General features: G+C 72.7%; 21 protein-coding genes. 10 read left to right on the forward strand and 11 right to left on the reverse strand.

The window, feature by feature from the left end; genetic code table 11:
• Positions 1-15: 15 nt before the first annotated feature.
• On the reverse strand, positions 16-1,080 hold the full coding sequence (locus tag ACIRPX_RS39605) for a LacI family DNA-binding transcriptional regulator (protein WP_404204631.1): 1,065 nt from the start codon (positions 1,078-1,080) through the stop codon (positions 16-18).
• A gap of 97 nt (positions 1,081-1,177) precedes the next feature.
• On the opposite strand from ACIRPX_RS39605, the gene ACIRPX_RS39610 reads away from it, so the two are divergent.
• Positions 1,178-2,008 carry an aldo/keto reductase gene (locus ACIRPX_RS39610; RefSeq protein WP_404204556.1) on the forward strand — a complete coding sequence of 277 codons (831 nt, stop codon included), beginning with the start codon at positions 1,178-1,180 and terminating at the stop codon, positions 2,006-2,008.
• A 123-nt stretch (positions 2,009-2,131) separates the two neighbouring features.
• On the opposite strand, the gene ACIRPX_RS39615 is transcribed toward ACIRPX_RS39610, so the two are convergent.
• From ACIRPX_RS39615 to ACIRPX_RS39630, 4 genes are all read right to left on the reverse strand, one after another.
• Positions 2,132-2,599, reverse strand: a complete 468-nt coding sequence (locus ACIRPX_RS39615; protein ID WP_404204558.1) for a peroxiredoxin — start codon at positions 2,597-2,599, stop codon at positions 2,132-2,134.
• Complete coding sequence (locus tag ACIRPX_RS39620; RefSeq protein WP_404204560.1) at positions 2,596-2,976, reverse strand: DoxX family protein; 381 nt, start codon at positions 2,974-2,976, stop codon at positions 2,596-2,598. Before ACIRPX_RS39620 ends, ACIRPX_RS39615 begins: the two co-directional genes overlap by 4 nt.
• 518 nt (positions 2,977-3,494) lie before the next feature.
• The gene (locus tag ACIRPX_RS39625) at positions 3,495-4,031 is read right to left on the reverse strand and encodes a MarR family winged helix-turn-helix transcriptional regulator (RefSeq protein ID WP_404204562.1); all 537 of its coding nucleotides are present in this window, start codon (positions 4,029-4,031) and stop codon (positions 3,495-3,497) included.
• A gap of 79 nt (positions 4,032-4,110) precedes the next feature.
• Positions 4,111-4,767: a TetR/AcrR family transcriptional regulator gene (locus ACIRPX_RS39630; RefSeq protein ID WP_404204564.1), complete on the reverse strand. Its 657-nt coding sequence runs from the start codon at positions 4,765-4,767 to the stop codon at positions 4,111-4,113.
• A 592-nt stretch (positions 4,768-5,359) separates the two neighbouring features.
• On the opposite strand from ACIRPX_RS39630, the gene ACIRPX_RS39635 reads away from it, so the two are divergent.
• A complete protein-coding gene (locus tag ACIRPX_RS39635; protein ID WP_404204566.1) occupies positions 5,360-6,106 on the forward strand; it encodes a response regulator in 747 nt (248 codons plus the stop codon).
• Here the strand turns inward: ACIRPX_RS39635 and ACIRPX_RS39640 are convergent.
• On the reverse strand, positions 6,048-6,749 hold the full coding sequence (locus ACIRPX_RS39640; protein WP_404204568.1) for a TetR/AcrR family transcriptional regulator: 702 nt from the start codon (positions 6,747-6,749) through the stop codon (positions 6,048-6,050). The genes ACIRPX_RS39635 and ACIRPX_RS39640 overlap by 59 nt on opposite strands.
• 126 nt (positions 6,750-6,875) lie before the next feature.
• Here ACIRPX_RS39640 and ACIRPX_RS39645 point away from each other — a divergent pair, with 126 nt between their 5' ends.
• The 4 genes from ACIRPX_RS39645 (at position 6,876) to ACIRPX_RS39660 (ending at position 10,619) form a co-directional block, all read left to right on the forward strand.
• The gene (locus tag ACIRPX_RS39645) at positions 6,876-7,625 is read left to right on the forward strand and encodes an SDR family oxidoreductase (protein ID WP_404204570.1); all 750 of its coding nucleotides are present in this window, start codon (positions 6,876-6,878) and stop codon (positions 7,623-7,625) included.
• Positions 7,626-7,742: 117 nt separating this feature from the next.
• Complete coding sequence (locus ACIRPX_RS39650; RefSeq protein WP_404204572.1) at positions 7,743-8,645, forward strand: SDR family oxidoreductase; 903 nt, start codon at positions 7,743-7,745, stop codon at positions 8,643-8,645.
• A 70-nt stretch (positions 8,646-8,715) separates the two neighbouring features.
• Positions 8,716-9,699 carry a non-homologous end-joining DNA ligase gene (ligD, locus tag ACIRPX_RS39655; RefSeq protein ID WP_404204574.1) on the forward strand — a complete coding sequence of 328 codons (984 nt, stop codon included), beginning with the start codon at positions 8,716-8,718 and terminating at the stop codon, positions 9,697-9,699.
• Positions 9,700-9,842: 143 nt separating this feature from the next.
• A complete protein-coding gene (locus ACIRPX_RS39660) occupies positions 9,843-10,619 on the forward strand; it encodes an NPP1 family protein (RefSeq protein ID WP_404204576.1) in 777 nt (258 codons plus the stop codon).
• A 197-nt stretch (positions 10,620-10,816) separates the two neighbouring features.
• On the opposite strand, the gene ACIRPX_RS39665 is transcribed toward ACIRPX_RS39660, so the two are convergent.
• The 3 genes from ACIRPX_RS39665 to ACIRPX_RS39675 form a co-directional block, all read right to left on the reverse strand.
• The gene (locus ACIRPX_RS39665) at positions 10,817-13,009 is read right to left on the reverse strand and encodes an MMPL family transporter (protein WP_404204578.1); all 2,193 of its coding nucleotides are present in this window, start codon (positions 13,007-13,009) and stop codon (positions 10,817-10,819) included.
• A 216-nt stretch (positions 13,010-13,225) separates the two neighbouring features.
• Positions 13,226-13,708 (reverse strand): flavin reductase family protein, encoded by a 483-nt coding sequence (locus ACIRPX_RS39670; RefSeq protein ID WP_404204580.1) that lies wholly within the window; start codon positions 13,706-13,708, stop codon positions 13,226-13,228.
• Positions 13,709-13,934: 226 nt separating this feature from the next.
• A complete protein-coding gene (locus tag ACIRPX_RS39675) occupies positions 13,935-14,816 on the reverse strand; it encodes an oxidoreductase (RefSeq protein ID WP_404204582.1) in 882 nt (293 codons plus the stop codon).
• A gap of 136 nt (positions 14,817-14,952) precedes the next feature.
• On the opposite strand from ACIRPX_RS39675, the gene ACIRPX_RS39680 reads away from it, so the two are divergent.
• The gene (locus ACIRPX_RS39680) at positions 14,953-15,801 is read left to right on the forward strand and encodes a helix-turn-helix transcriptional regulator (protein ID WP_404204584.1); all 849 of its coding nucleotides are present in this window, start codon (positions 14,953-14,955) and stop codon (positions 15,799-15,801) included.
• A gap of 136 nt (positions 15,802-15,937) precedes the next feature.
• On the opposite strand, the gene ACIRPX_RS39685 is transcribed toward ACIRPX_RS39680, so the two are convergent.
• Positions 15,938-16,081 (reverse strand): hypothetical protein, encoded by a 144-nt coding sequence (locus tag ACIRPX_RS39685; protein ID WP_404204586.1) that lies wholly within the window; start codon positions 16,079-16,081, stop codon positions 15,938-15,940.
• A 173-nt stretch (positions 16,082-16,254) separates the two neighbouring features.
• On the opposite strand from ACIRPX_RS39685, the gene ACIRPX_RS39690 reads away from it, so the two are divergent.
• Both ACIRPX_RS39690 and ACIRPX_RS39695 read left to right on the forward strand, forming a co-directional pair.
• Positions 16,255-16,872, forward strand: a complete 618-nt coding sequence (locus ACIRPX_RS39690) for a TOPRIM nucleotidyl transferase/hydrolase domain-containing protein (protein ID WP_404204588.1) — start codon at positions 16,255-16,257, stop codon at positions 16,870-16,872.
• A gap of 177 nt (positions 16,873-17,049) precedes the next feature.
• A complete protein-coding gene (locus ACIRPX_RS39695; protein ID WP_404204590.1) occupies positions 17,050-17,376 on the forward strand; it encodes a DUF3040 domain-containing protein in 327 nt (108 codons plus the stop codon).
• A 151-nt stretch (positions 17,377-17,527) separates the two neighbouring features.
• On the opposite strand, the gene ACIRPX_RS39700 is transcribed toward ACIRPX_RS39695, so the two are convergent.
• The gene (locus tag ACIRPX_RS39700) at positions 17,528-19,756 is read right to left on the reverse strand and encodes a SpoIIE family protein phosphatase (protein ID WP_404204592.1); all 2,229 of its coding nucleotides are present in this window, start codon (positions 19,754-19,756) and stop codon (positions 17,528-17,530) included.
• Positions 19,757-20,017: 261 nt separating this feature from the next.
• Here ACIRPX_RS39700 and ACIRPX_RS39705 point away from each other — a divergent pair, with 261 nt between their 5' ends.
• On the forward strand, positions 20,018-20,194 hold the full coding sequence (locus ACIRPX_RS39705) for a hypothetical protein (protein WP_404204594.1): 177 nt from the start codon (positions 20,018-20,020) through the stop codon (positions 20,192-20,194).

Below are 20,194 nucleotides of genomic sequence, written 5' to 3' on the forward strand. Positions count from 1 at the left end.
GGGCGGTGACCGCCGTCACCGGGTGGGAGCCGGTCCGACGGACGCTCGGCCGATCACCGGGCACGCGATCCGCCGCGTGGCGGCGGGCGGTGTCCGGCCGGTCTCGATGGAGTCGAGCAGGAGCCGGGCGGCGGCCTCGCCCATCGCGCGGTGGGGCAGGGCGACCGTCGTCAGGGGCGGGGTGAGGAACTCGGCCATGTGTTCCTGGTCGTCGTAGCCCACCACCGACAGGTCTCCGGGAACCTCGATGCCCAGCCGGGTCGCGGCGTGCAGGACGCCCGCCGCGACCCGGTCGTTGTAGCAGAAGATCCCGGTCGGGCGGTGGCCGGCGGGTGTGGTGCCCAGGATGCGTGTCGCGCCGTCGTAGCCGCCGGAGATCTCCCCGCCGGTGCGCAGCACCCGGTCCTTCGGCAGCGCGATGCCCTCGGCCCGCAGGGCGTCACGGAAGCCCCGCAGCCGCTCGACGGAGGCGATGTCGTCCTGTCCGCCGATCACGGCGACCCTCCGGTGCCCTTGCTCCAGGAGGAGCCGGGCGGCCGTACGGCCTCCGGCGCGCTCGGCCGGGATCACGGCCGGCAGGGAGTCGTCCTCGGGCAGGCAGTTGGCGAGGACGGAGTGCGTGCGGTGCAGGCCCTCGGGGACCCGGACCCGGCGCAGCGACATGGCGGCGTAGATGATGCCGTCCACGCGCCGGTCGAGGAGTTCGGCGACGGCCGCGTCCTCCTTGGCCGGGTCGCCGCCCGAGTCGACGGTGAGCACGAGGTGGTCGTGGTCCCAGGCGGTCTCCATGGCACCGCGCAGCAGCCGGCCCGCGAACGGCGTGGAGGCGATCTCGTCGGTGACCAGGCCGATCACGGCCGTACGGCGGCGGCGCAGACCGCGCGCGACGGGGTCCGGGCGGTAGCCGAGCTGGGCGGCCGCCTGGCGGATGCGCTCCTGCGTGGCGGGCGAGAGGTTTCCCTCGGCGCGGCCGTTGAACACGAAGGAGACGGCGGTGTGGGACACGCCGGCGAGCCGCGCGACGTCCCGCGACGTGGGGCGCCCCGTGCCCGCCGGCCGCTTCTCCTCGGTGCCGCCCATGCCGTCCGCCGCCCTCATCCCCCACCCGTCCGGTTGATCACAGCTCACCCTATCCGTGAGGCTGGAGGTCCGGCACAGTCGAGGGAAAGGTCCCACGGTGATCACCATCCCGACGCACCAGCTCAACGACGGCACGACGCTTCCCGCACTCGGCCTGGGCACCTGGCCGATGAGCGACGAGGAGGCGGAACGGGCGGTGTCCGAGGCCCTGCGGACGGGCTACCGCCTGGTCGACACCGCCACCAACTACCGCAACGAGTCCGGCGTGGGCCGCGGTGTCGCCCGCAGTGGCGTCCCCCGCGAGGAGATCGTGGTGACGACGAAGCTCCCGGGGCGGCATCACGGCTACGAGGAGACGCTCGCCTCCTTCGAGGAGTCCCGCGCCCGCCTCGGCGTGGAGTACGTCGACCTCTACCTGATCCATTGGCCGCTGCCCCGTGTCGGCAGGTACGTCGACTCCTGGCGGGCCATGATCGAACTGCGCGAGGCCGGCCTGATCCGCTCGATCGGCGTCTCGAACTTCACCGTCGGGCACATCGAGCGGCTGGAGAAGGAGACCGGGGTCCTTCCGTCCGTCAACCAGATCGAGCTGCACCCCTTCTTCCCGCAGGAGGAGCTGCGCGCCTTCCACGCGTCCAAGGGCATCGTCACCGAGAGCTGGAGCCCCCTCGGCCGGGGCACCAGCCTGCTGGGGGACCCCGTCGTCAGCAGCATCGCCGAGGCCCTCGGTGTGACGCCCGGGCAGGTCGTCCTGCGCTGGCACACCCAGCTGGGCGCGGTGCCCATCCCCAAGTCGTCCAGCCCCGAGCGGCAGCGCGAGAACCTCGACGTCTTCGGCTTCGAACTGGGCCCTTCCCAGCTCGCCGCGGTGGCCGAGCGGGCCCACCGGCGCATCGGCGGGGACCCTGAGGTGCACGAGGAGTTCTGACGAGCTCACGAGCCGAGCGGGACTTGACGCGGATTGCCGGATTCCGGCGTCAGCTCCCTTTCCGGTGACCGGCACGTGCTGACGGAGCGCGGTCGGAGCGCCGGCGCGCTCCGACCGCGGCTGTCACTTCTGGTGCGCGCGCAGGGCGGCCAGTGCGCGGTCCGCGTGTGTGTTCATGCGCAGTTCACTGTGGACGGCCTCCAGGACCGTACGGTCCTGGCCGACGACGAACGTGACCCGCTTGGTGGGCGCGAGGCTGAACCCCCGCTTCACCCCGAACCGTTCACGGATCGTGCCGTCGGTGTCGGACAGCAGCGGCATGCCGAGGTTGTGGCGGCCGGTGAACTCCTGCTGCTTCTCCACGGTGTCGCCGCTGATGCCCACGGGCCGCGCGCCGACGGCGGCGAACTCGGCTGCCAGGTCACGGAAGTGGCAGGCCTCCGCGGTGCAGCCGGCGGTCATGGCGGCCGGGTAGAAGAAGAGCACGACCGGACCGTCGGCCAGCAGCTCGGACAGCTTGCGGAAGGTGCCGGTCTCGTCCGGCAGCTCGAAGTCGTCGACGGTGTCGCCGACGTTCACGCGCCCGCTCATGCCCGGCCCTCCCCGTTCTTCGCGACGCTGCGGGCCCACATGACGAGGGGCAGCTGCACCGGCAGCCGTCCGATGGCGGCGGCCTTCTTGGGCGCGGGCTGGTCACGCCAGTCGTAGGCCATCTTCACGTTGGCCGGGAACACGCCGACGAAGAACGCGGCCGTGGCGAGCGCGGCGGCCTTGCGCGTGCGCGGCAGGGCCACTCCGGCGGCGAGGGCGAGTTCCACGGCGCCGCTCGCATACGTCCATGTCCTGGGACTGCCCGGGAGCGAGCGCGGGACGATCGCGTCGTACTGGCGCGGCTGGGCGAAGTGGGTGACACCCGCGGCGGCCAGCAGGCCGGCGAGCAGCAGGGGCGAGCGTTCGGACCGTGGCACGGTTCCTCCTCTGATGACCTGCACCCGGATGTTACCCGAGGGTAGATCGACTGCTTGCGGTGCCACCTTCGCTTCCGCGCGCGGGCGCCGATTCGAAGGTCGCGTGATCCCGGCGCGCTGCCGCACGCACGGCGGAAGACGTCGGCGGGGGCGCCGGCGGCGGACCGCCGCAGTGATGGGCGCGGCACCGGGAGCGGCGAGGGTGCGTGTCCGGCCGGGGCCGCGGCCGGATGCCGCAGACGGCGGGCGGCCGCGTGCCGGCGGGAACGGGCAGGGGCGGGCCGGCACGGGCACGCGCATCGACTGCCGCGACGAGGCACGCGACAGGTTGCGCGGCCGTGGCGCGTGGCGTCCCGTCCGTGGCGGGCGCGCCGCTGTGCGCGGCCGCGGTCCACGCGCCGGGCGGCAGTCGCGGGCCGGTCACCAGTGCCGCCGGCCACCGAGGCGGACGTCCCTCCGTCGCTCGTGCGCCCGCCGGACGATCAGGCGGCGCCCCCACGCATGAACCAGCGCCTCGTTCAGGTGGTGCCCGTCCGCGCGGCCGCCGGCTCCTCCCCGTCCTCGTCGAGGTCGACGGAATGGGAGAGGAAGTCGTCGACCATGCGATGGAAGAGGGTGGCCAACTGCCGCAGCTCCTCCGGCTTCCAGCCGGACAGCGCGTGCTGCATGCCGCGGACTCCGGCGTCCCGTACGCGTCCGACGGCCTGGCGCCCCGCTTCGGTGAGCTGGATGCGCTGGGCCCGGCGGTCGTCGGGGTCCGGAACGCGGGTGACGTAACCGGACTTCTGCAACTGCTGCACGGTGCGGGTGACGTGGGACGCCTCCACCCCCAGCCGGTTGGCCAGCTCCCCGGGGCGCAGCGGATCCGCGTCCGCGACCTGCCGCAGCAACGCCACCGCCGCCCGGTCCAGCGGCACACCGGCCAGGGCCATCAGCCGCTCGTGCTGCCGGGCACGCGTACTGAGGTAGGTGATGCGGGTGAGCGCCCGCTCGATCTCGATCACCTCGGCGGACGCGGGGGCCTTGGGCAGCTCGGGAAGCGGCGGCGTGGGCATGCGCCCATTCTATCATATCGTTGCGTAACTCAAGCAAATCACCGCCCCGACGCTCGTCCAGACCAGGCGGGCCCTCGACTCATCGGTGCCGTCCGGGTGTCACCGGCGCCAGCCACAGCCCGACGACCGCGTCCGCGAGACCGGTGGCGGCGTCATCCCAGTGGGAGCGGGGCGTGGCCCTGTTCTCGGCGACCGCCCGCTCTCGTTCGGCGGGCATGTGCACGATCAGGTGGCGTGCCATCTCGCCGCGCTCGGCACGGACCTCGGCGGGGAGGTCGGGCAGGCAGCGGTTCAACCCGTCGAGGCACTGCTGCAGCGACGGGGAGGCGAAGGACTCCTCCAGCATGATCTGCTGGAGCGCCGGGTCCGTCATCGCCTGCGCGCAGAACCGCGCGAACCAGGTGGGACCGCCGAGGTTCCCGAGATACTCGGGCAGCGGGCGTACCAGGCAGTCCACCCAGTCGCGTACGTCGGTGGAGTCGCCGATCCCGGCCAGCAGCCGGCGGCGGATCTCCTCGGTGGGCGCCGCGTGCCTGCGGACGATCGCCCGGACCAGGTCGGCCTTGGTGCCGAAGTGGTAGCCGACGGCGGTGTTGTTGCCCTGCCCCGCGGCCTCACCGACCTGGCGGTTGGACACCGCGTTCACCCCGCGCTCGGCGAACAGCCGCTCGGCCGCCGTCAGGATCAGCTCGCGGGTCGCGTCGGCCCGTTCCGCGCGTACCGTCCTGCCGGCCATGCCCACCACCGCATCGGGACTTCGCTCAGGCTCCGACGGCCAGTCCCTCGAACCGTCGCAGATCCGCCGTCAGCACGGCAGGTTCCAGCCCCGAAAGCCTACGCAACGGCGCGTCGGGACCTGAGTGCGGCTCGGCGCGCACAGGCCCCCGGCCAGGAGACTCGCGGCCCCCGGAACCGGCACGGCCGCCAGCCCGGAACCGGCACGCCGCCGACCTGGAGCCGGCACGGCCGCGAACCGGAGCAAGCGCGGTCGCCCCCGGACGCACCCGGGACGGCCACCCCCGAACGGAGCCGGCACGGCCGCCCCGGACGGAGCAAGGACGGCAGCTCCACCGGAGCCGGGCCGGACGACGCGACCGCACGGGCCGTCTCCCGTCGCCGTGGGGCGCGGGCACTCACCCGCAAGGCCCCGCGACGCCGAGACCGCGGCCGAGCGGCTCGAACGGCCGTCCGCCCGCGTCTGACCTCGTACCTTCGCCCGCCGAAGGCGTACGCATCGCGCCGCGCGGGCGTCTTCCGCCCGACGCTCCCACCGGTCTTCGCCCACCATGGCTTCCAGGACGGGAACCTTGAGACGACGGGAAGACACCATGACCATCCGCGTGCTGCTCGCCGACGACCAGGCCCTCCTGCGCGCCGCGTTACGGATTCTGCTCGACTCCTGCGACGACATGGAGCTGGTCGCCGAGGCCACCTGCGGCGGTGAGGCCGTCGCCCTCGCGCGCGTGCACCGCCCCGACGTGGTCCTGATGGACATCCGCGTGCCCGGTACCGACAGTCTGTCCGCCACGTCCGTGATCTGCGCCGACCCGGATCTGCCGGACACCCGCGTGCTGATCCTCACGACTCACGAGATCGACTCCCGCGTCGCCGAGGCGCTGCGGGCCGGTGCGAGCGGCTTCCTCGGCAAGGACGTGACCGCCGACGTCCTGCTCGACGGCATCCGGACGGTGGCCGGGGGCGACTCGCTGCTCTCACCGCTCGCCACGCGCGCGCTGATCACCCGTTTCCTGGGCGCCCCCACCGCGGACGCACCGCAGGGTGCGGCCGCCGGCTTCGCCGCGTTCACCGGCCTCGACCGCGAGGTGCTGACCTGGGTCGCGGAGGGACGCTCCAACACGGAGATCGCCGTGCATCTCGACGTCAGCCCGCTCGCGGTACGTGCCCATGTCCGGCGTGTCATGGCGGAGTTGGGCGTCCGCGACCGCGCCCAGCTCGTCGTCATGGCCCACCGGTCGGGCATGTTCCTGGGGCAGCCGTCGACGGAACGCCGACGGCTCAGCCTGCCGAGAGCTTGTCCAGCCACTGCTCCAGCAGGGCCGACTCGGCAGGCGTGAACCGCGGGGACTGCTCGGCGCGCAGGCGGGCGGCGAGTGTCGCCGCCGCCACCGGGACGGCACCGTCCTGCCCGTCCCCGTCGTGCGAACCGTCCGCGTCGGCCGGTCGGGTCAGCGACGCCAGCACGGCGTCGCGCAGCCGTTCGGAGAACTGCGGGCCCGGGTACTGCTCCGGCCTGGTCAGCACGGACAGGGCCGCTCCGACATTGGCGGACATGATCATCTGGGTGGCGAGGGCGGGCGGGACGGTCAGCCTGCCCGCGGCGGCGCAGCGTTCGAGGATGCCGTGCAGCAGCGCGTGCGCCTCCTGGGCGGCGGCGGGCGGCACCGTCAGCTCGGGCGAGTACATCAACCGGTAGTGGTTGGGGTGCTCCAGGGCGAAGCGCATGTGGTTGTCCCAGCCACTCCTGAGGTCGGCGACGGGATCGCCGCTGGGCCGGGCCGCCCTCTTGGAGGCGAGGTACTCCTCGAATCCTCGGTCGACGACGGCGGCCAGCAGCCCGGCCTTGTCCCCGAACAGCCGGTACAGCATCGGCGCGCCCACCCCGGCCGCGTCGCACACCGCACGCGTCGAGACATCGGCGGCCGGCGCCTTGGCCAGCAGGTTCGTGGCCGCTTCCAGGATCTTTTCCCTCGCATCCATGGGTCCACGGTACGCCATCCGTAGCGCCGATACGAATTCGGGTGTACCAGCGCTACGAATCCGTGTTATCGTCGATACGAGCAAGACGTAGCAACGCTAACAAGCGACCGAGCGAAGGATGCAGCCATGACCACTCACCCCCACACGGACCAGCGCGTCGCCATCGTCACGGGCGGATCGCGGGGCATCGGACGGCAGGTTGCGCAGCGACTCGCCGCCGACGGTTTCGCCGTCGCCGTCGGATACGCGGGCAACAAGGACGCGGCCGAGGATGTCGTCCGCGCCATCGAGGCGGCGGGCGGCAGCGCCTTCGCCGCCCGCGCGGACGTCGGCGACGAGACCGAGGTCGCCGCCCTCTTCGACCGGACGGAGGCCGTGTACGGCGGCGTGGACGCCGTGGTGCACGCCGCCGGGCGGATGCCCCTGTCCCCCGTGGCCGAGCTCGACCTCGGTGAGCTCGACGCGCTGTACCGCACCAACATCCGCGGCACGTTCGTGGTCGACCAGCAGGCCGCCCGCCGGCTGCGCCCGGGTGGAGCGCTGGTCAACTTCTCCTCGTCGGTGCTCGGCCTGGCCTTCCCCGGCTACGGCGCCTACGCGGCGAGCAAGGGCGCGGTCGAGGCCCTGACACTGATCCTCGCCCGCGAACTGCGCGGCCGTGACGTGACGGTGAACGCCGTGGCGCCCGGCCCCACCGCCACCGACCTGTTCCTCGACGGCAAGGACGAGGAGACCGTCGCCCGGCTGGCCGCACAGCCGCCGCTGGAGCGCCTGGGCACGCCGGACGACATCGCCAATGTCGTGGCCTTCCTCACCGGCCCCGAGGGCCACTGGGTCAACGGCCAGGTCCTGCGGGCCAACGGCGGCATCATCTGACGGCGGGTTGCCGTCCCTCGCACGACCGACACGGTCGGCGGACAGCGAGATCACCGGTTCACGGGAGATCCCGGATCAGGAGATCCCCCATGGATCCCCATACGAAAGGAAACAACCATGAGTGACGGCAAGGTCGTTCTCGTCACCGGCGCCTCCAGCGGTTTCGGCGCCCTCACCGTCCGCGCGCTCGCCGACCGCGGACACACGGTCTACGCGGGCATGCGGGCCCTCGACACGCGCAACGCCCGCGCCGCCGCGGACCTGGCCGCCCACGCCGCCGAACACGGCGTGGACCTCAGGGCGGTGGAGCTGGACGTCACCCGGCAGGACAGCGCGGACGCGGCCGTCGCCCGCGTCGTCGACGAGCAGGGGCGCCTCGACGTCCTGATCCACAACGCCGGGCACATGGTGCTGGGTCCCGCCGAGGCGTTCACCCCCGAGCAGCTGGCGGACGTCTACGACACCAACGTGCTCGGCACCCAGCGCGTCAACCGGGCCGCGCTGCCCCAGCTGCGCGGCCAGGGGCAGGGGCATGTGGTGTGGATCGGCTCCTCCAGCACACGAGGCGGCACCCCGCCCTTCCTCGCGCCGTACTTCGCGGCGAAGGCCGCCATGGACGCGCTCGCGGTGAGCTATGCCGCCGAGCTCGTACGGTTCGGGATCGACACCTCGATCGTCGTGCCGGGCGCCTTCACCTCGGGCACGAACCACTTCGCCCACGCCGGAGCACCTGCCGACGCCGACCGTGCCGCCGTCTACGACGCGCGGTACAAGACGCTGATGGCCGATGTCAACGAACGGCTGGCCGGGCTGATACCGCCGGACGCCGATGTCGCCGACGTGGCGAAGGCCGTCGTGCACACCGTCGAACTGCCGCGCGGCGAGCGGCCGTTCCGCGTCCATGTGGACCCGAGCCGGGACGGCAGCGAGGTCGTCTCCGCCGTGGCCGACCGGATACGGGTGGAGTTCTTCCGCCGGGTCGGGCTGGAGGACCTGCTGACCCCGGTGAGCAGTCTGTAGGCAGCGCCGTTCAGGGGAAACCGGCCCGCCGGGTGAATGGCCGCGGGCCGCGGCGTCGACACCTCACCCCGTGACGCTCCCCCTGATCCCGCCCATGCTCGCCACACCCGGCACCCTGCCGCCCGCCGCCCAGGACGCCCGCTGGGCCTACGAGACCAAGCAGGACGGCCAGCGCGTGGTGGCCTACCTCGAAGAGGACGGCGGCCTGCGGCTGCGGGCGCGGTCCGGCGAGGACATCACCGCCGCGTATCCCGAGCTGCGGCCGCTGGGCACGGCACTCGGGGCGACGCCGGCCGTGCTGGACGGCGAGGTGCTGGCCCTGGACGAACAGGGCCGCGCCGACTTCCAGTTGCTCCAGTCCCGGATGGGCCTCGCGCACTCCCCCGCCAAGGCCGCGCGTCAGGCCGCGAAGGTGCCCGTCCACCTCGTGCTGTTCGACGTGCTGCATCTGGAGGGGCGGACCATCACCGGCGACCCCTACCTCCGAAGGCGCCGGCGGCTGGAGGAACTCGCTCTGGACGGTCAGTACTGGTCCACTCCCTCCGCACTGGTCGGCCATGGCGAGCAGGCCCTGCGGGCCACGCGGGAGCACGGGCTGGAGGGCCTGGTCTGCAAGCGGCTGGACTCGGTGTACGAGCCGGGGGTGCGCTCCCGGGCCTGGATCAAGATCCGCAACACGCGGAGCGAGGACGTGATCGTGGGTGGGTGGCTGCCCGGGAAGGGGCGGCTGTCGGGACTGCCCGGCGCCGTCCTGGTCGGGCAGCGGGCGGCCGGAGGACGGCTCCGGTACGTCGGCGGGGTCGGCACCGGCTGGAGCGAGGCCGAGCGGACCCGGCTCGCCGAACAGCTGCGGGCGGCGGCGACGGCCGAGTGCCCCTTCGACCCCGCCCCCGCGGTCGCGGGCGCCCACTGGGTGCTGCCCCGGCTGGTCGGCGAGGTCCGCTACAGCACCCGCACCCGGGCCGGACTGCTGCGCCAGCCGTCCTGGCTGCGGCTGCGGCCCGACCTCGCTCCGGAGGACTCCGCCGCGGACCTGCCCGACGACCTCTCCTGACACACCGTCACGGACGAAGTATTGGGCCAGCCTTCATCACTGGTACGCCTGTCGCCTCTTGGCGCGGAAGGGGAAACTCGGGATGCTGAACTCCCTTGCCCCCCACAGCCGTTCGGCCATGCCCGGACGAAGAGGAGGACGCCGTGGCGTCACCGAGGTTCACGACGCACCGCAGAAGACTCCTGACCGGCCTGGCCGGTGCGGCCGCCCTCGTCCTGGCGGTCCCCACCGCCGCCTTCGCCGCGCCGCCGCAGGCGCTGCCCGCCCGTGCGGATGCCGCCGAGTTCACGTACCAGCCGGCGTTCGACTACGACACCGACGGCTGTTACTCCACGCCCGCGATCGGCCCGGACGGCACCATGAACGGCGGCCTCAAGCCGACCGGCGCACTCAACGGGCAGTGCCACGACGCCTCCGACCTCGACAACACCAACAGCTACTCGCGCTACAAGTGCAACAACGGCTGGTGCGCGTACCTGTACGGCCTGTACTTCGAGAAGGACCAGGCCATCCCGGGCAGCAGCATCGGCGGGCATCGCAACGACTGGGAGCACGTGGTGATCTGGGTGCAGGACGACCAGGTCAAGTACGTCTCGACGTCGAACCACGGCTCGTTCACCGTGCACGCCGCCTCCGAGGTCCGCTTCGAGGGCAGCCACGCGAAGATCGTCTACCACAAGGACGGCATCGGCACGCACTGCTTCCGCCTGGCGAACTCCAACGACGAACCGCCGGAGAACGACAAGCACACCTGGCAGTACCCGCCGCTGGTCGGCTGGAACGGCTACCCCGCCGGGCTGCGCGACAAGCTGAGCGCGTACGACTTCGGCAGTGCCAACTTCGGCCTCAAGGACAGCAATTTCGCCTCGCACCTGTCGTCGGCCAAGCCGTCCGGGATCGCGTTCGACCCGAACGCCTGACGGCGCGGGCGCGCAAGAAGCACCGGGCGCCGCGGGGCTCCCCAGCCTGCCGGATACGGAAACTGCGGCCCTGCCGGATCCCCGACGGCGGCGGCCCGGCGGGCGATCGAGATCGGCGTTCCGCGCATCCGGCCCCGGAAGCGGAAAAAGGTCTGCCGGGCCGTACGGCCCGGCAGACCTGTTCCGTCATCCCGCTGCTATCGGCGGCGGCCCGCCGGGTCGTGGTCGACCGCGTCCGCACCCCGGCCCGCGGAGACCGGACCGGAACCGCCCGATCCGGCGACCGCACCGGCCGGTGCCTCAACCCGGTCGGCGTGCCCCGGCCACCAGGCCGCGTGGCCGATGAGGGCGGTGAGGCTGGGCGTGAAGAACATCGCCATCACGAACGCGGCGACCGCGATGCCGAAGGAGACGGCGAAGCCCATCTCCGTGAGCAGCGCGTTGCCCGCCAGCATCATCGTGGCGAAGGTCGCCGCCAGGATGAAGCCCGCCGCGGCCACGGTGGGGCCCGCGTGCCGCAGTGCCATGCCCGCCGCCTCGCGCGGTTCGCGGCCCTCGCGGGCCTCCTCGCGCAGCCGGGCGATCATGAGGATGTTGTAGTCGGTACCGATCGCGACCACGAACAGATACATGATCACCGGGAGCATGAACATCAGGCCCGAGTGTCCCTGCCCCTTCTGGAAGATCCACACGGTGGCACCGAGAGTGGCGCCGAAACCGAGCCCCACCGAGGCCATCAGGTACCAGGGGGCGACCACGCTGCGCAGCAGCAGGCCCAGGATCACCATGATCAGCACCGCGGCGACGGGGAAGACGGTCCGGTAGTCGTGGTTGACCGCGGCGTCGATGTCCTTGTAGATCGAGGACATGCCCCCGACGAGGGCCTCGGTGCCGTCCGGGGCGTCGGAGTGCGCGACGTCGCGCACCCGGCCCACGGTCTCGATCGCCTTGTCCGTGGACGCCTCGTACTTGAGGGTGACGGTGAAGTCCGCGGTGGTCCCCGCCTTGTCGACCTGGCTCATTCGGGCGTTCGCGACACCGTCGACCGCGCCGAGCTTCCGCGCGTACGCGCCGAAGGCGGACCTGTCGAGCGGCTTGCCGTCACTGCTGGAGAGATAGACGTCGGTGGGCGCGGCCGCACCCGCGGAGTACGCCGTCTGCAGCTCGTCCTGGACGACCATCGACTCCTTGGTCTTGGGCATGGAGCCGGAGGCCAGGTCGAAGGTGGCGTGGTAGCCGAAGATGCCCAGCGAGAGCGCGACCAGGACCAGTCCGGACAGGCCCGTGGTGAGGGCGGGGCGTCGCCGCACCCCGCGGCCGAGGGCGGCGAAACGGGCGTTCTCCGGCTCCCGCTGCCAGCTCTTGGAGGGCCAGAACACTTTCGGGCCGATCAGCGAGACCACCGCGGGAATCAGGGTCAGACCCGCGATCAGGGTGACCGTGACCGCGATGGCCAGTGCGGGACCCATCTGCTTCAGGAAGCCCAGCGTGGACAGCACCAGGGCGAGGAAGGCGATGATGACCGCTCCGGCCGCCGAGGCGATGGCCTCTCCGACCCGGCCGACGGCGTTGACCATGGCCTCCTTGGGCTGGTCCCCGGCGCGCAGGCGTTCTCGATATCGGAACATCAGGAACAGGAAGTAGTCCGTCCCCACGCCGAACAGCACGACGATCAGGATCGACGAGATCGAGCTGTTGGCCTGGAGGTCGAACAGCTTGGTGGCGTACGCGATCAGCCCGTTGGCGATCGCCGAGACCACACCGATCAGGATCAGCGGGAGGAGGGCCAGGATCGGCGCGCGGAAGATGATCAGCAGCGTGACCAGGATGATCCCGAACGTGCCGATGCCGATCAGCGCCTCACCGCGCTTGGACGAATCCTGCTGGTCCAGGGCCTGGGCGGCCGATCCGCCGAGTTCGGCCTCCAGATCGGTGCCCTTGGTGAGCTGCTTGACGTCGTCGCGCAGCACCTTGGCGGCGTCGGCCTGTTTGGGCTGGCCGGCGTTCTTGCTGTCCATCTGGACCAGGGTCATGGAGTACCTGCCGTCCTTGGACGGCCGGCCGGGGACGACCTTCTGCACCTGGTCGATGTGCTTGTCGCCCAGTTCGGTGGTGATCCGGGCGATGTCCTTCTTGTCGGCGGCGGTCAGCTTTCCGCCGTCGGTGCGCTGGTAGAGCGCGATCGCGGACGGGGTGAAGGCGCTGGGGAACGCCTTCGCCTGAAGATCGGCCGCTTTGATGGACTCGTAACTCTTGGGAAGGAAACTGCTCTCGTCGCTGTTCGAGGGCAGGCTCGGAGCGGTGGCGACGATCGCCACCGCAGCGATCAGCCATGCCACGATCGTCCAGACGGGATGTCGGACGACCGTGGTGCCAATTCGTCGGAACATGCGGAAGGTCCTCCTGGGAAGGAAGATCACCGCAGCCCGGGGAGCGGACCCTGGCATCGGCGACCCCGACCGGCACGCACGGCACGTCCCGGTCGAACGGTTGTCTTGGCTGAGATGTTAGTGACCTTGAAAAAATTCGCTCAGGCAGGTCCGGAAAATGGCGTGGCGCGCCTGCATCCGGCGGCCCTCCGTCGGCCGGCAGCCGTGGACGCCACGTCATGCCGGGTGGCCGGGCGTGATGTCCATGGCGTCGTCGAGCCGCAGCAGCGGGCCGTCCGCGCGCACACGCCACGCGACGGGCCTGAGGACGAAACCGACGTGATCGCCACCGTCGACGCGGTCTTCGACGGAGCCCACGAACCACGCCGCCGCCTCCTCCAGGACGACCGAGCCGCCGGGCCCCGGCGTCCACGGCACCTTCGCGAACTTGTCGGTCCGGTCGCCCGTCTCGCCGCCGAAAAGGGCCGCCAGCGCGTGCTGCTCACGGGTCAGCAGATGGACGGCCAGACATGCGGCGGAGCCGGCGACCGCATACGTGTGGTTGGCCTTGGAGATCCACACCACGTACCGCACGGGGTCGATGGAGCACTGGGAGGAGAAGCCGACCAGACACCCCGACCGCTCGCCGGCCGCCGCGGCCGTCACCACGCACATGTCGGGGTTGAGCCGGCTCGTGAACGCGTCGACGTCGTCCGTCATGTCCCCTCGCTCCGGGTTCCACTGCTCGCCGCAGTGCCCACGAGTCCCCCCGCTGCCGCGACCCATGAGGCAAAGATGCCGTAATCGGCCCGGGACTTCCCGGAATTTTTGCCCGCGACCGCCGCGCAGGCACGTCGTCGAGGGGACCGGCCACCCCGGCGCCGGCTGCCGCGGGCGATCGGACGTGCCCGTGGAGCCGGCGCCGACCGCTCAGCCGCTCAGCCGCTCAGCCGCTGTGTGCTTCCCCGCCGATGGCGTCCAGTTCGGCGAGCGCGTCCGAAGGCAGCTCCAGGGCCGCGCCCGTGATGTTCGCACGCAGGTGGTCCGCCGACGACGTGCCGGGAATCAGGAGCATGTTGGGCGAGCGGTGCAGGAGCCAGGCGAGGGCCACGGACATGGGGGTGGAGTCCAGGCGCGCGGCGACCTTGCGCAGGGTGTCGGACTGGAGCGGGGACATGCCGCCCAGAGGCCAGTATGGCACGTAGGCGATGCCCTGGCGTGCGGTGCTGTCGACCAGATCGTCGTCCTGCCGGTTGGCGATGTTGTAGAAGTTCTGCACGCACACGACCGGGGCGATGGTCTGGGCCTCGGCGAGCTGGTCGGCGCTGACCGTGCTGAGCCCCAGGTGCCGGATCAGGCCCCGCTCGCGCAGCTCGGCGAGCGCGCCGAACTGGTCCGCGACGGAGCCCGGTTCGGGCGAGTCGAGGCCGCCGACGCGGAGGTTCACCACGTCGAGCGCTTCGAGGCCCAGGCGCCGCAGGTTGTCGTGGACCTGCTGCACCAGCTCGGCCGGGGTGCGGGCGTGCAGCCAGTTGCCCCGGTCGTCGCGGCGGGCGCCCACCTTGGTGACGATGTGCAGACCGTCCGGGTACGGCGCGAGCGCCTCGCGGATGATCTCGTTGGTGACGTAGGGGCCGTAGAAGTCGGCCGTGTCGATGTGCCGGATGCCGCGTGCGACGGCCGTGCGCAGTACGGCGATCGCGGCGTCGCGGTCCTTCGGCGGGCCGAACACGCCGGGTCCCGCCAGCTGCATGGCGCCGTAGCCGAACCGGGTGAGGGTGAGGTCGCCCACGCGGTAGGTGCCGCCGGGCAGCTCGTTGCCTGTCATGTTTCCTTTCCGCTCACCGGCGTCTCCGGGAGCTGGACCGACCGTACGAAGCGCCCGCGGGGATAGCCTGTGCCCCGGTCATCCTGGGGGTGACAGGACCAGGCTCGGGCCAGGCCGGGCTCGTAGGATCGAGGGCATGAGCAGGCCGAACGCACTCGGCGAGTACCTTCGGGCCCGCCGTGAACTGACCGATCCGGCGGACGCGGGACTGCCGGTGGTGGGCGTACGCCGCACCCCCGGGCTGCGCCGTGAGGAAGTCGCCATGCTGGCCGGCATCAGCGCCGACTACTACCTCCGCCTGGAGCAGGGCCGGGACCGCAATCCGTCGCCGCAGGTGCTCGAAGCCCTGGCCCGGGTGTTCCGGCTGGACCCGATCGCCACGGAGCATCTGCTGAGCCTGTCCACGGCGCGCCCGGCCGCGCGGAGGCGACCGCGCCGTGAGGTGGTGCCCGCCGGGATCCTCCAGTTGCTGGAGGTGATCAATCTGCCGGCGTTCGTGGAGAGCCGGATGTTCGACGTCCTCGCCGCCAACCGGCTGGCGACCGCCGTGTCACCCAACCTCCGGCCCGGCGTCAACCGGCTGCGGACGATCTTTCTCGACACCGCCGAGCAGGAGCTCTACCCGGACTGGGAGAAGACGGCCGGCGGCCTGGTCGCCGGATTCCGGGTGTCCGTGGGCGGCGACGTCGACGATCCGCGCATCGTGCAGCTGGTGGGCGAACTCTCCCTGGGCAGCGAGAAGTTCCGGCGGCTGTGGGCCCGGCACGACGTCACCGCGCTGGCCGGAGGCTCGCTGCGGCTGCGTCACCCGCGACTCGGCCCGCTCGAACTGGGCCGGGAGAAACTGCCGATCGCCGACTCCGGGGGCCAGATCCTGGCGATCTACCACGCCGAGCCGGGCTCGGAGTCGGCCCGCGCGCTGGACGCGCTGCGCTCGTCGGTGGACGCCGAGGTGCGCCGGTCGTCGGCGGCCGGCGCCGGATAGGGTCGCGGCCGTTCGGACCCGCTGCGCTGCCGGGCAGGGCCCCGGGTCCGATGACGGCGCCGTCTTCGCCCGGGCCGTGCCCGTCACCTCCACCAGGTCCGGGGCCGTGGTCTCCGGGGCCGGGTGCGCGGTGGGGTCACAGCAGGCCGATGCTGGTGAGCGGGACGTTCCAGTCGCTGCTCTCGACGTCGCCGCGGCCGTCATGGGACACGGCGGGTGCCGCGCACAGCACCAGGACGGCGGCGGCAGCGGCCAGGACGGCGACGACACGACGCTTCACGGTTCCTCCTCGACGACGGCGCTCGCGATCACCCTGTGCCGAACCGGTCCTCCCGCCCGCCCGGACACGCCGCCCGGCCCGCGGATTCAACCGCCCGGTGGTGGTGCGGCCGCGCGCGGACGGCCGTGGAAAATCTCTCGCGTGCGGGCGGGGCGGGAAGGGAGACTCGTCCCATGTCCGACATGGGGTCGTTCCGGGAGGCGGTCATCGCCTGGGCCGCCGGTGGACCGGGCGGCCCCGCGCGTGAGCTGGCGGCGCGGTTGCCCGTCCGGGCGGCCGTGCTGCTCGAAGGTCCGAGCGATGTCGCCGCGGTCGCCGCGCTGGCCGCGCGGCGGGGCCGGGACCTGGCGGACGAAGGAGTCTGCGTCCTGCCGATGGGCGGTGCGATGAGCGTCGGGCGCTTCGTCCGGATCCTCGGGCCGGCCGGCCTCGGCCTTCGCCTCACGGGACTGTGCGACGAACGGGAGCGGCCCTTCTACGCCCGCGCCCTGGACGCGGAGAGCACGGCGCGGACGGACTTCTTCGTGTGCGCGGCAGACCTGGAGGACGAGCTGATCCGCGCGCTGGGCGTGGCACGGGTCGAGGAACTCGTGCGGGATGAGGGCGACGAGCGGGCCCTGCAGACCTTTCTGCGCCAGCCCGCCCAGCAGGGCCGCACCTCGCAGCAGCAGTTGCGGCGCTTCCTCGGCACGAAGAAGGGACGCAAGATCCACTACGGCCGCGTCCTGGTCGAGGCGCTCGACGCCGGCCAGGTCCCGGCACCACTGGACGGTCTGCTCGCGGGAGTCTGACCCTCCCGCGTGCCGTGCCGTGGTCCAGCGGCCCGGACATGACCCGTCGGAGGCGTCGTAGGGCCGTTCCGGGGAACTCGACGGGGCATCACCGGGCACCCGGGCCCCACGCCGCACGCGGCGCGGCGGCCCAAGTGGCCCGGTTCCGTGAGCCGGTGGGAACGAGGTGCGCCGATCGTGAACGAACGCGACGAACCCGACGACATCATGCTCTCGGACCATGAACGGATCGCACTGCGGCACATCGAGGCCGGCCTCGGCGACGACCGGCGCCTGGTCCGGCGCATGGGCCGGATGGAGCGGCCGCGCCCATGGCGCCTGCTGGCACTGTCGGTGGCGATGCTGGCATGCGCCTCCCTGATCCTCGCGGTGCTGGGCATCCGCACCTCGGCCCCCGTCGCCATATGGAGCTTCGCCGCGGTGTGGCCCCTCACCCTGCTCCAGGCCTTCCGGCTGCTGTGCCGGACGAGCAGCGCCCGGGACCGCTTCACCTCGTGGCTGTGAGACCGGCGCCGCGAGGCGGTGAACGCGCGGGCGTCATCCGGTGGTTCGCCGGGGGATCGCCCGGGTCACGGCCCCCGCGCGCCGGGCGGCAGCGTTCTCGGCCCTCGCCGTGCGGCCGCCGGGACGGCGGGGCATCCCGAGCTCCCCGCCCTCATGCGCCGGGCTCCTCCCCCAACTCGTCCGACGCGGTGACGTGGAGGATCAGCAGGGCCAGGTCGTCGGCGCCGTCGGTGGCGTGGCGGATGAGGGCGTCGGCCATGACGTCCGGGTCCTCGGAGTCGGTGCGGGCCACCAGATCGGCGAGCGCGGCGACGGCGTCGTCCAGGTCGACGCCCGGCCGTTCCACGAGTCCGTCCGTGTAGAGCACGAGGACGCAGCCGGGGTGCAGCGGGAACTCGACCGCCGGGTAGTCCGCCTCGCGCTCGATGCCCAGCAGCAGGCCGGGAGGGGGCCGCAGCACGACCGTGCGGCCGTCGGCGTGCCGCAGCACGGCGGGCGGATGGCCGGCACTGGACAGACAGGCCGCCTGGCGGGCGAGGTCCAGGTGTGCGTAGAGGCAGCTGGCGAACCGGCCCGGGTCCAGGTCGACGAGCAGCCGGTTGGTCCTCGCGAGGACGTCGCCCGGCGAGGCGCCGGCGGCGGCGTGGCCGTGCACGGCGGTGCGGACCTGTCCCATGAGTGCCGCCGCGTCGATGTCGTGTCCCTGGACGTCGCCGATCGCGGCGGCCATGGTGGCATCCGTCAGGCGGATGAGGTCGTAGAAGTCCCCGCCCACCTCCATCCCGTGCCCGGCCGGCTGGTACCGGGCGGTGACCTGCAGCCCGGGCAGGGAAGGCAGATGCCGGGGCAGCAGGGCGGCCTGGAGCTGGTGGGCCACGGCGAACTGGGTGTCGTAGAGGCGGCCCCGTTCGAGGGCCTGGCCGACGAGACCGGCCAGCGCCATCAGAGCCGCCCGCTCGGCGGGGGCGAAGTGCTGGGGCCGGTCGTAGGCGAGGACGAGCGAGCCGACGGGCCGGCCGGAGGCGATCAGCGGCAGGAACGCCCAGGACACCTTGTCGTCCAGGTGGACGGCGTCGGGGTACGAGCGCCGGAGTTCCTCGAAACGGGAGAAGAAGTGCGGACTGCCGCTCTCCATCACGCGCAGGGCGGGTGTGTCGGCGGTGAGCGAGAGGTTGTCGAAGCGTGCCATGAGCTCGGCGTCGTAGCCGCGGTGGCCCAGGATGCGCAGCCTTCCCTCGCGCGGGGCGTTGACGGCCATGGCCGTCGCGCCGAGCGCGGGCATGAGCTGGTCGGCGGTCTGCTCCACGACGTCCTGGACGCCGACGGCCTCGGTGAGGGTCGCGGCCAGGTGCATCAGATGGTAGAGGAACCCGGCGCGGCCCGGGCCGCCGGCGACGGGACCGGCCGTCCCGGCGGTGCCGGACGGGGGCGTCGCGAAGCCCGGAGACGGTTCGTCGGGCGGGTCGTCGCGGGTGATCCGCACGCTCATGCCGGAGGCGTCCGGGTAGAGCGCGAAGGCCAGTGGTGTGTCCGGCGGACGCACGGCGGTGAAGGTGGTGGGCCGCTCGCTCACCACCGCGGCCCGGTAGTGGTCCTCGATCTCGGCGACGTCCATCCACGGCAGCACCTCCCAGGGCAGTGCGCCCAGCAGGGTGCCCGCCTCGGCGCCGAGCAGCCTCGCCGCCTCGGGCGTGACGAGGGTGAACCGGCCGGTGTCGTCCAGCGCGCAGGCGCCTCCCGGCAGCCGGGCGACGAACGCCGCCGCCTCGCCCCCCGCGGCCGGGGCGGCCCGGGCGCGCGAGGGGTGGGGCAGGGTGCGCGGTTCACCCGGCGGACGCGGACCGTCGCGGACGCCCGCGTCCCGCAGCAGCCGGCCCAGCCGGCGGCAGCCGGTCTCGACGACCGCGCGCTCGCCGCCGCTCAGCCGGGCCGGATGGGCGGCCGGCCACAGCAGCACCAGACCGCCGACGACCGTGTTCCGGGCGGTGAGCGGCGCGGCGGCCAGCGCGAAGGCGTACGGCAGCACGAGGGACGTACGGGGATAGCGGCGGGCCATCTCCTCCATGTCGCCGACCCAGACCAGGCGCCCGGCCCGTACGGCGTCGGCCACCGGGACCGCGTCGGCGAGCCCCACCCGGGTCCAGGGAACGGCCATCTCGCGGGGTGTGCCGGTCAGCGCCACCAGCCACAGGGCGTCGCCGTCCTTGGGCAGGACGTAGAGCAGGCCCCGGGACGCGCCGCAGTCCCGGACGACGTCCAGCAGCACGGTGTCGACCGGCTCCGGTGCGACATCCGGCGTGGCCTGCTTCTGGCTCACAACGCCTCCTGGCGCACTGCGGGGCCGCGCCTTCCGGATCACCGGGTCCCCGGGAAGACCCATGGGAAGCGGCGAGACGGCGTGCCCCCTCACCGTTAGCTTCGCCCTTCGGCCGGTTGCCCGCCAGCGCGTCTCTCATGTCCCCGGCGACCACCGCACCGCACCGCGGGAGACACCCGGCCGCCGGGCGGTCCGCGGGACCGTTTCACCCGCAGGGGTTCGGGAACCCGGCGGGCACGACAACAAGACCCTGGCGCCGTTCGACAGGGCGGACCTCAGCCCCACGGGCTGAGTGCTTCTGCGGCAGACAGAAGTTGAAGCGCCATGACCCCGCGCACCCCGAGGAAGCAGGCCCTGGGTGGCCTCCGGATCGGCCGGGCGTCGTCCCGCCATCTCCACAGGAAGGGCCTCCGTACGTGTGTCGCCCCCGTCGAGGACCGCAGCGCCTCGCCCGCGGCCCGCACGAGCGCCGACCGGAACGTCGTCAGGGGCGAGGGCTGA

Origin of the sequence: Streptomyces sp. NPDC101225 (assembly GCF_044767585.1) — a bacterium.
In the GTDB taxonomy this organism is placed as follows: domain Bacteria; phylum Actinomycetota; class Actinomycetes; order Streptomycetales; family Streptomycetaceae; genus Streptomyces.

Bases quoted from the DNA above. Each gene is read 5' to 3' on its own strand.
- ACIRPX_RS39605 (WP_404204631.1), bottom strand. From the start codon at position 1,080: ATGGGCGGCACCGAGGAGAAGCGGCCGGCGGGCACGGGGCGCCCCACG.
- ACIRPX_RS39615 (WP_404204558.1), bottom strand. From the start codon at position 2,599: ATGAGCGGGCGCGTGAACGTCGGCGACACCGTCGACGACTTCGAGCTG.
- ACIRPX_RS39625 (WP_404204562.1), bottom strand. From the start codon at position 4,031: ATGCCCACGCCGCCGCTTCCCGAGCTGCCCAAGGCCCCCGCGTCCGCC.
- ACIRPX_RS39630 (WP_404204564.1), bottom strand. From the start codon at position 4,767: ATGGCCGGCAGGACGGTACGCGCGGAACGGGCCGACGCGACCCGCGAG.
- ACIRPX_RS39635 (WP_404204566.1), top strand. From the start codon at position 5,360: ATGACCATCCGCGTGCTGCTCGCCGACGACCAGGCCCTCCTGCGCGCC.
- ACIRPX_RS39640 (WP_404204568.1), bottom strand. From the start codon at position 6,749: ATGGATGCGAGGGAAAAGATCCTGGAAGCGGCCACGAACCTGCTGGCC.
- ACIRPX_RS39645 (WP_404204570.1), top strand. From the start codon at position 6,876: ATGACCACTCACCCCCACACGGACCAGCGCGTCGCCATCGTCACGGGC.
- ACIRPX_RS39650 (WP_404204572.1), top strand. From the start codon at position 7,743: ATGAGTGACGGCAAGGTCGTTCTCGTCACCGGCGCCTCCAGCGGTTTC.
- ACIRPX_RS39665 (WP_404204578.1), bottom strand. From the start codon at position 13,009: ATGTTCCGACGAATTGGCACCACGGTCGTCCGACATCCCGTCTGGACG.
- ACIRPX_RS39670 (WP_404204580.1), bottom strand. From the start codon at position 13,708: ATGACGGACGACGTCGACGCGTTCACGAGCCGGCTCAACCCCGACATG.
- ACIRPX_RS39675 (WP_404204582.1), bottom strand. From the start codon at position 14,816: ATGACAGGCAACGAGCTGCCCGGCGGCACCTACCGCGTGGGCGACCTC.
- ACIRPX_RS39680 (WP_404204584.1), top strand. From the start codon at position 14,953: ATGAGCAGGCCGAACGCACTCGGCGAGTACCTTCGGGCCCGCCGTGAA.
- ACIRPX_RS39690 (WP_404204588.1), top strand. From the start codon at position 16,255: ATGTCCGACATGGGGTCGTTCCGGGAGGCGGTCATCGCCTGGGCCGCC.
- ACIRPX_RS39700 (WP_404204592.1), bottom strand. From the start codon at position 19,756: ATGGGTCTTCCCGGGGACCCGGTGATCCGGAAGGCGCGGCCCCGCAGT.
- ACIRPX_RS39705 (WP_404204594.1), top strand. From the start codon at position 20,018: ATGACCCCGCGCACCCCGAGGAAGCAGGCCCTGGGTGGCCTCCGGATC.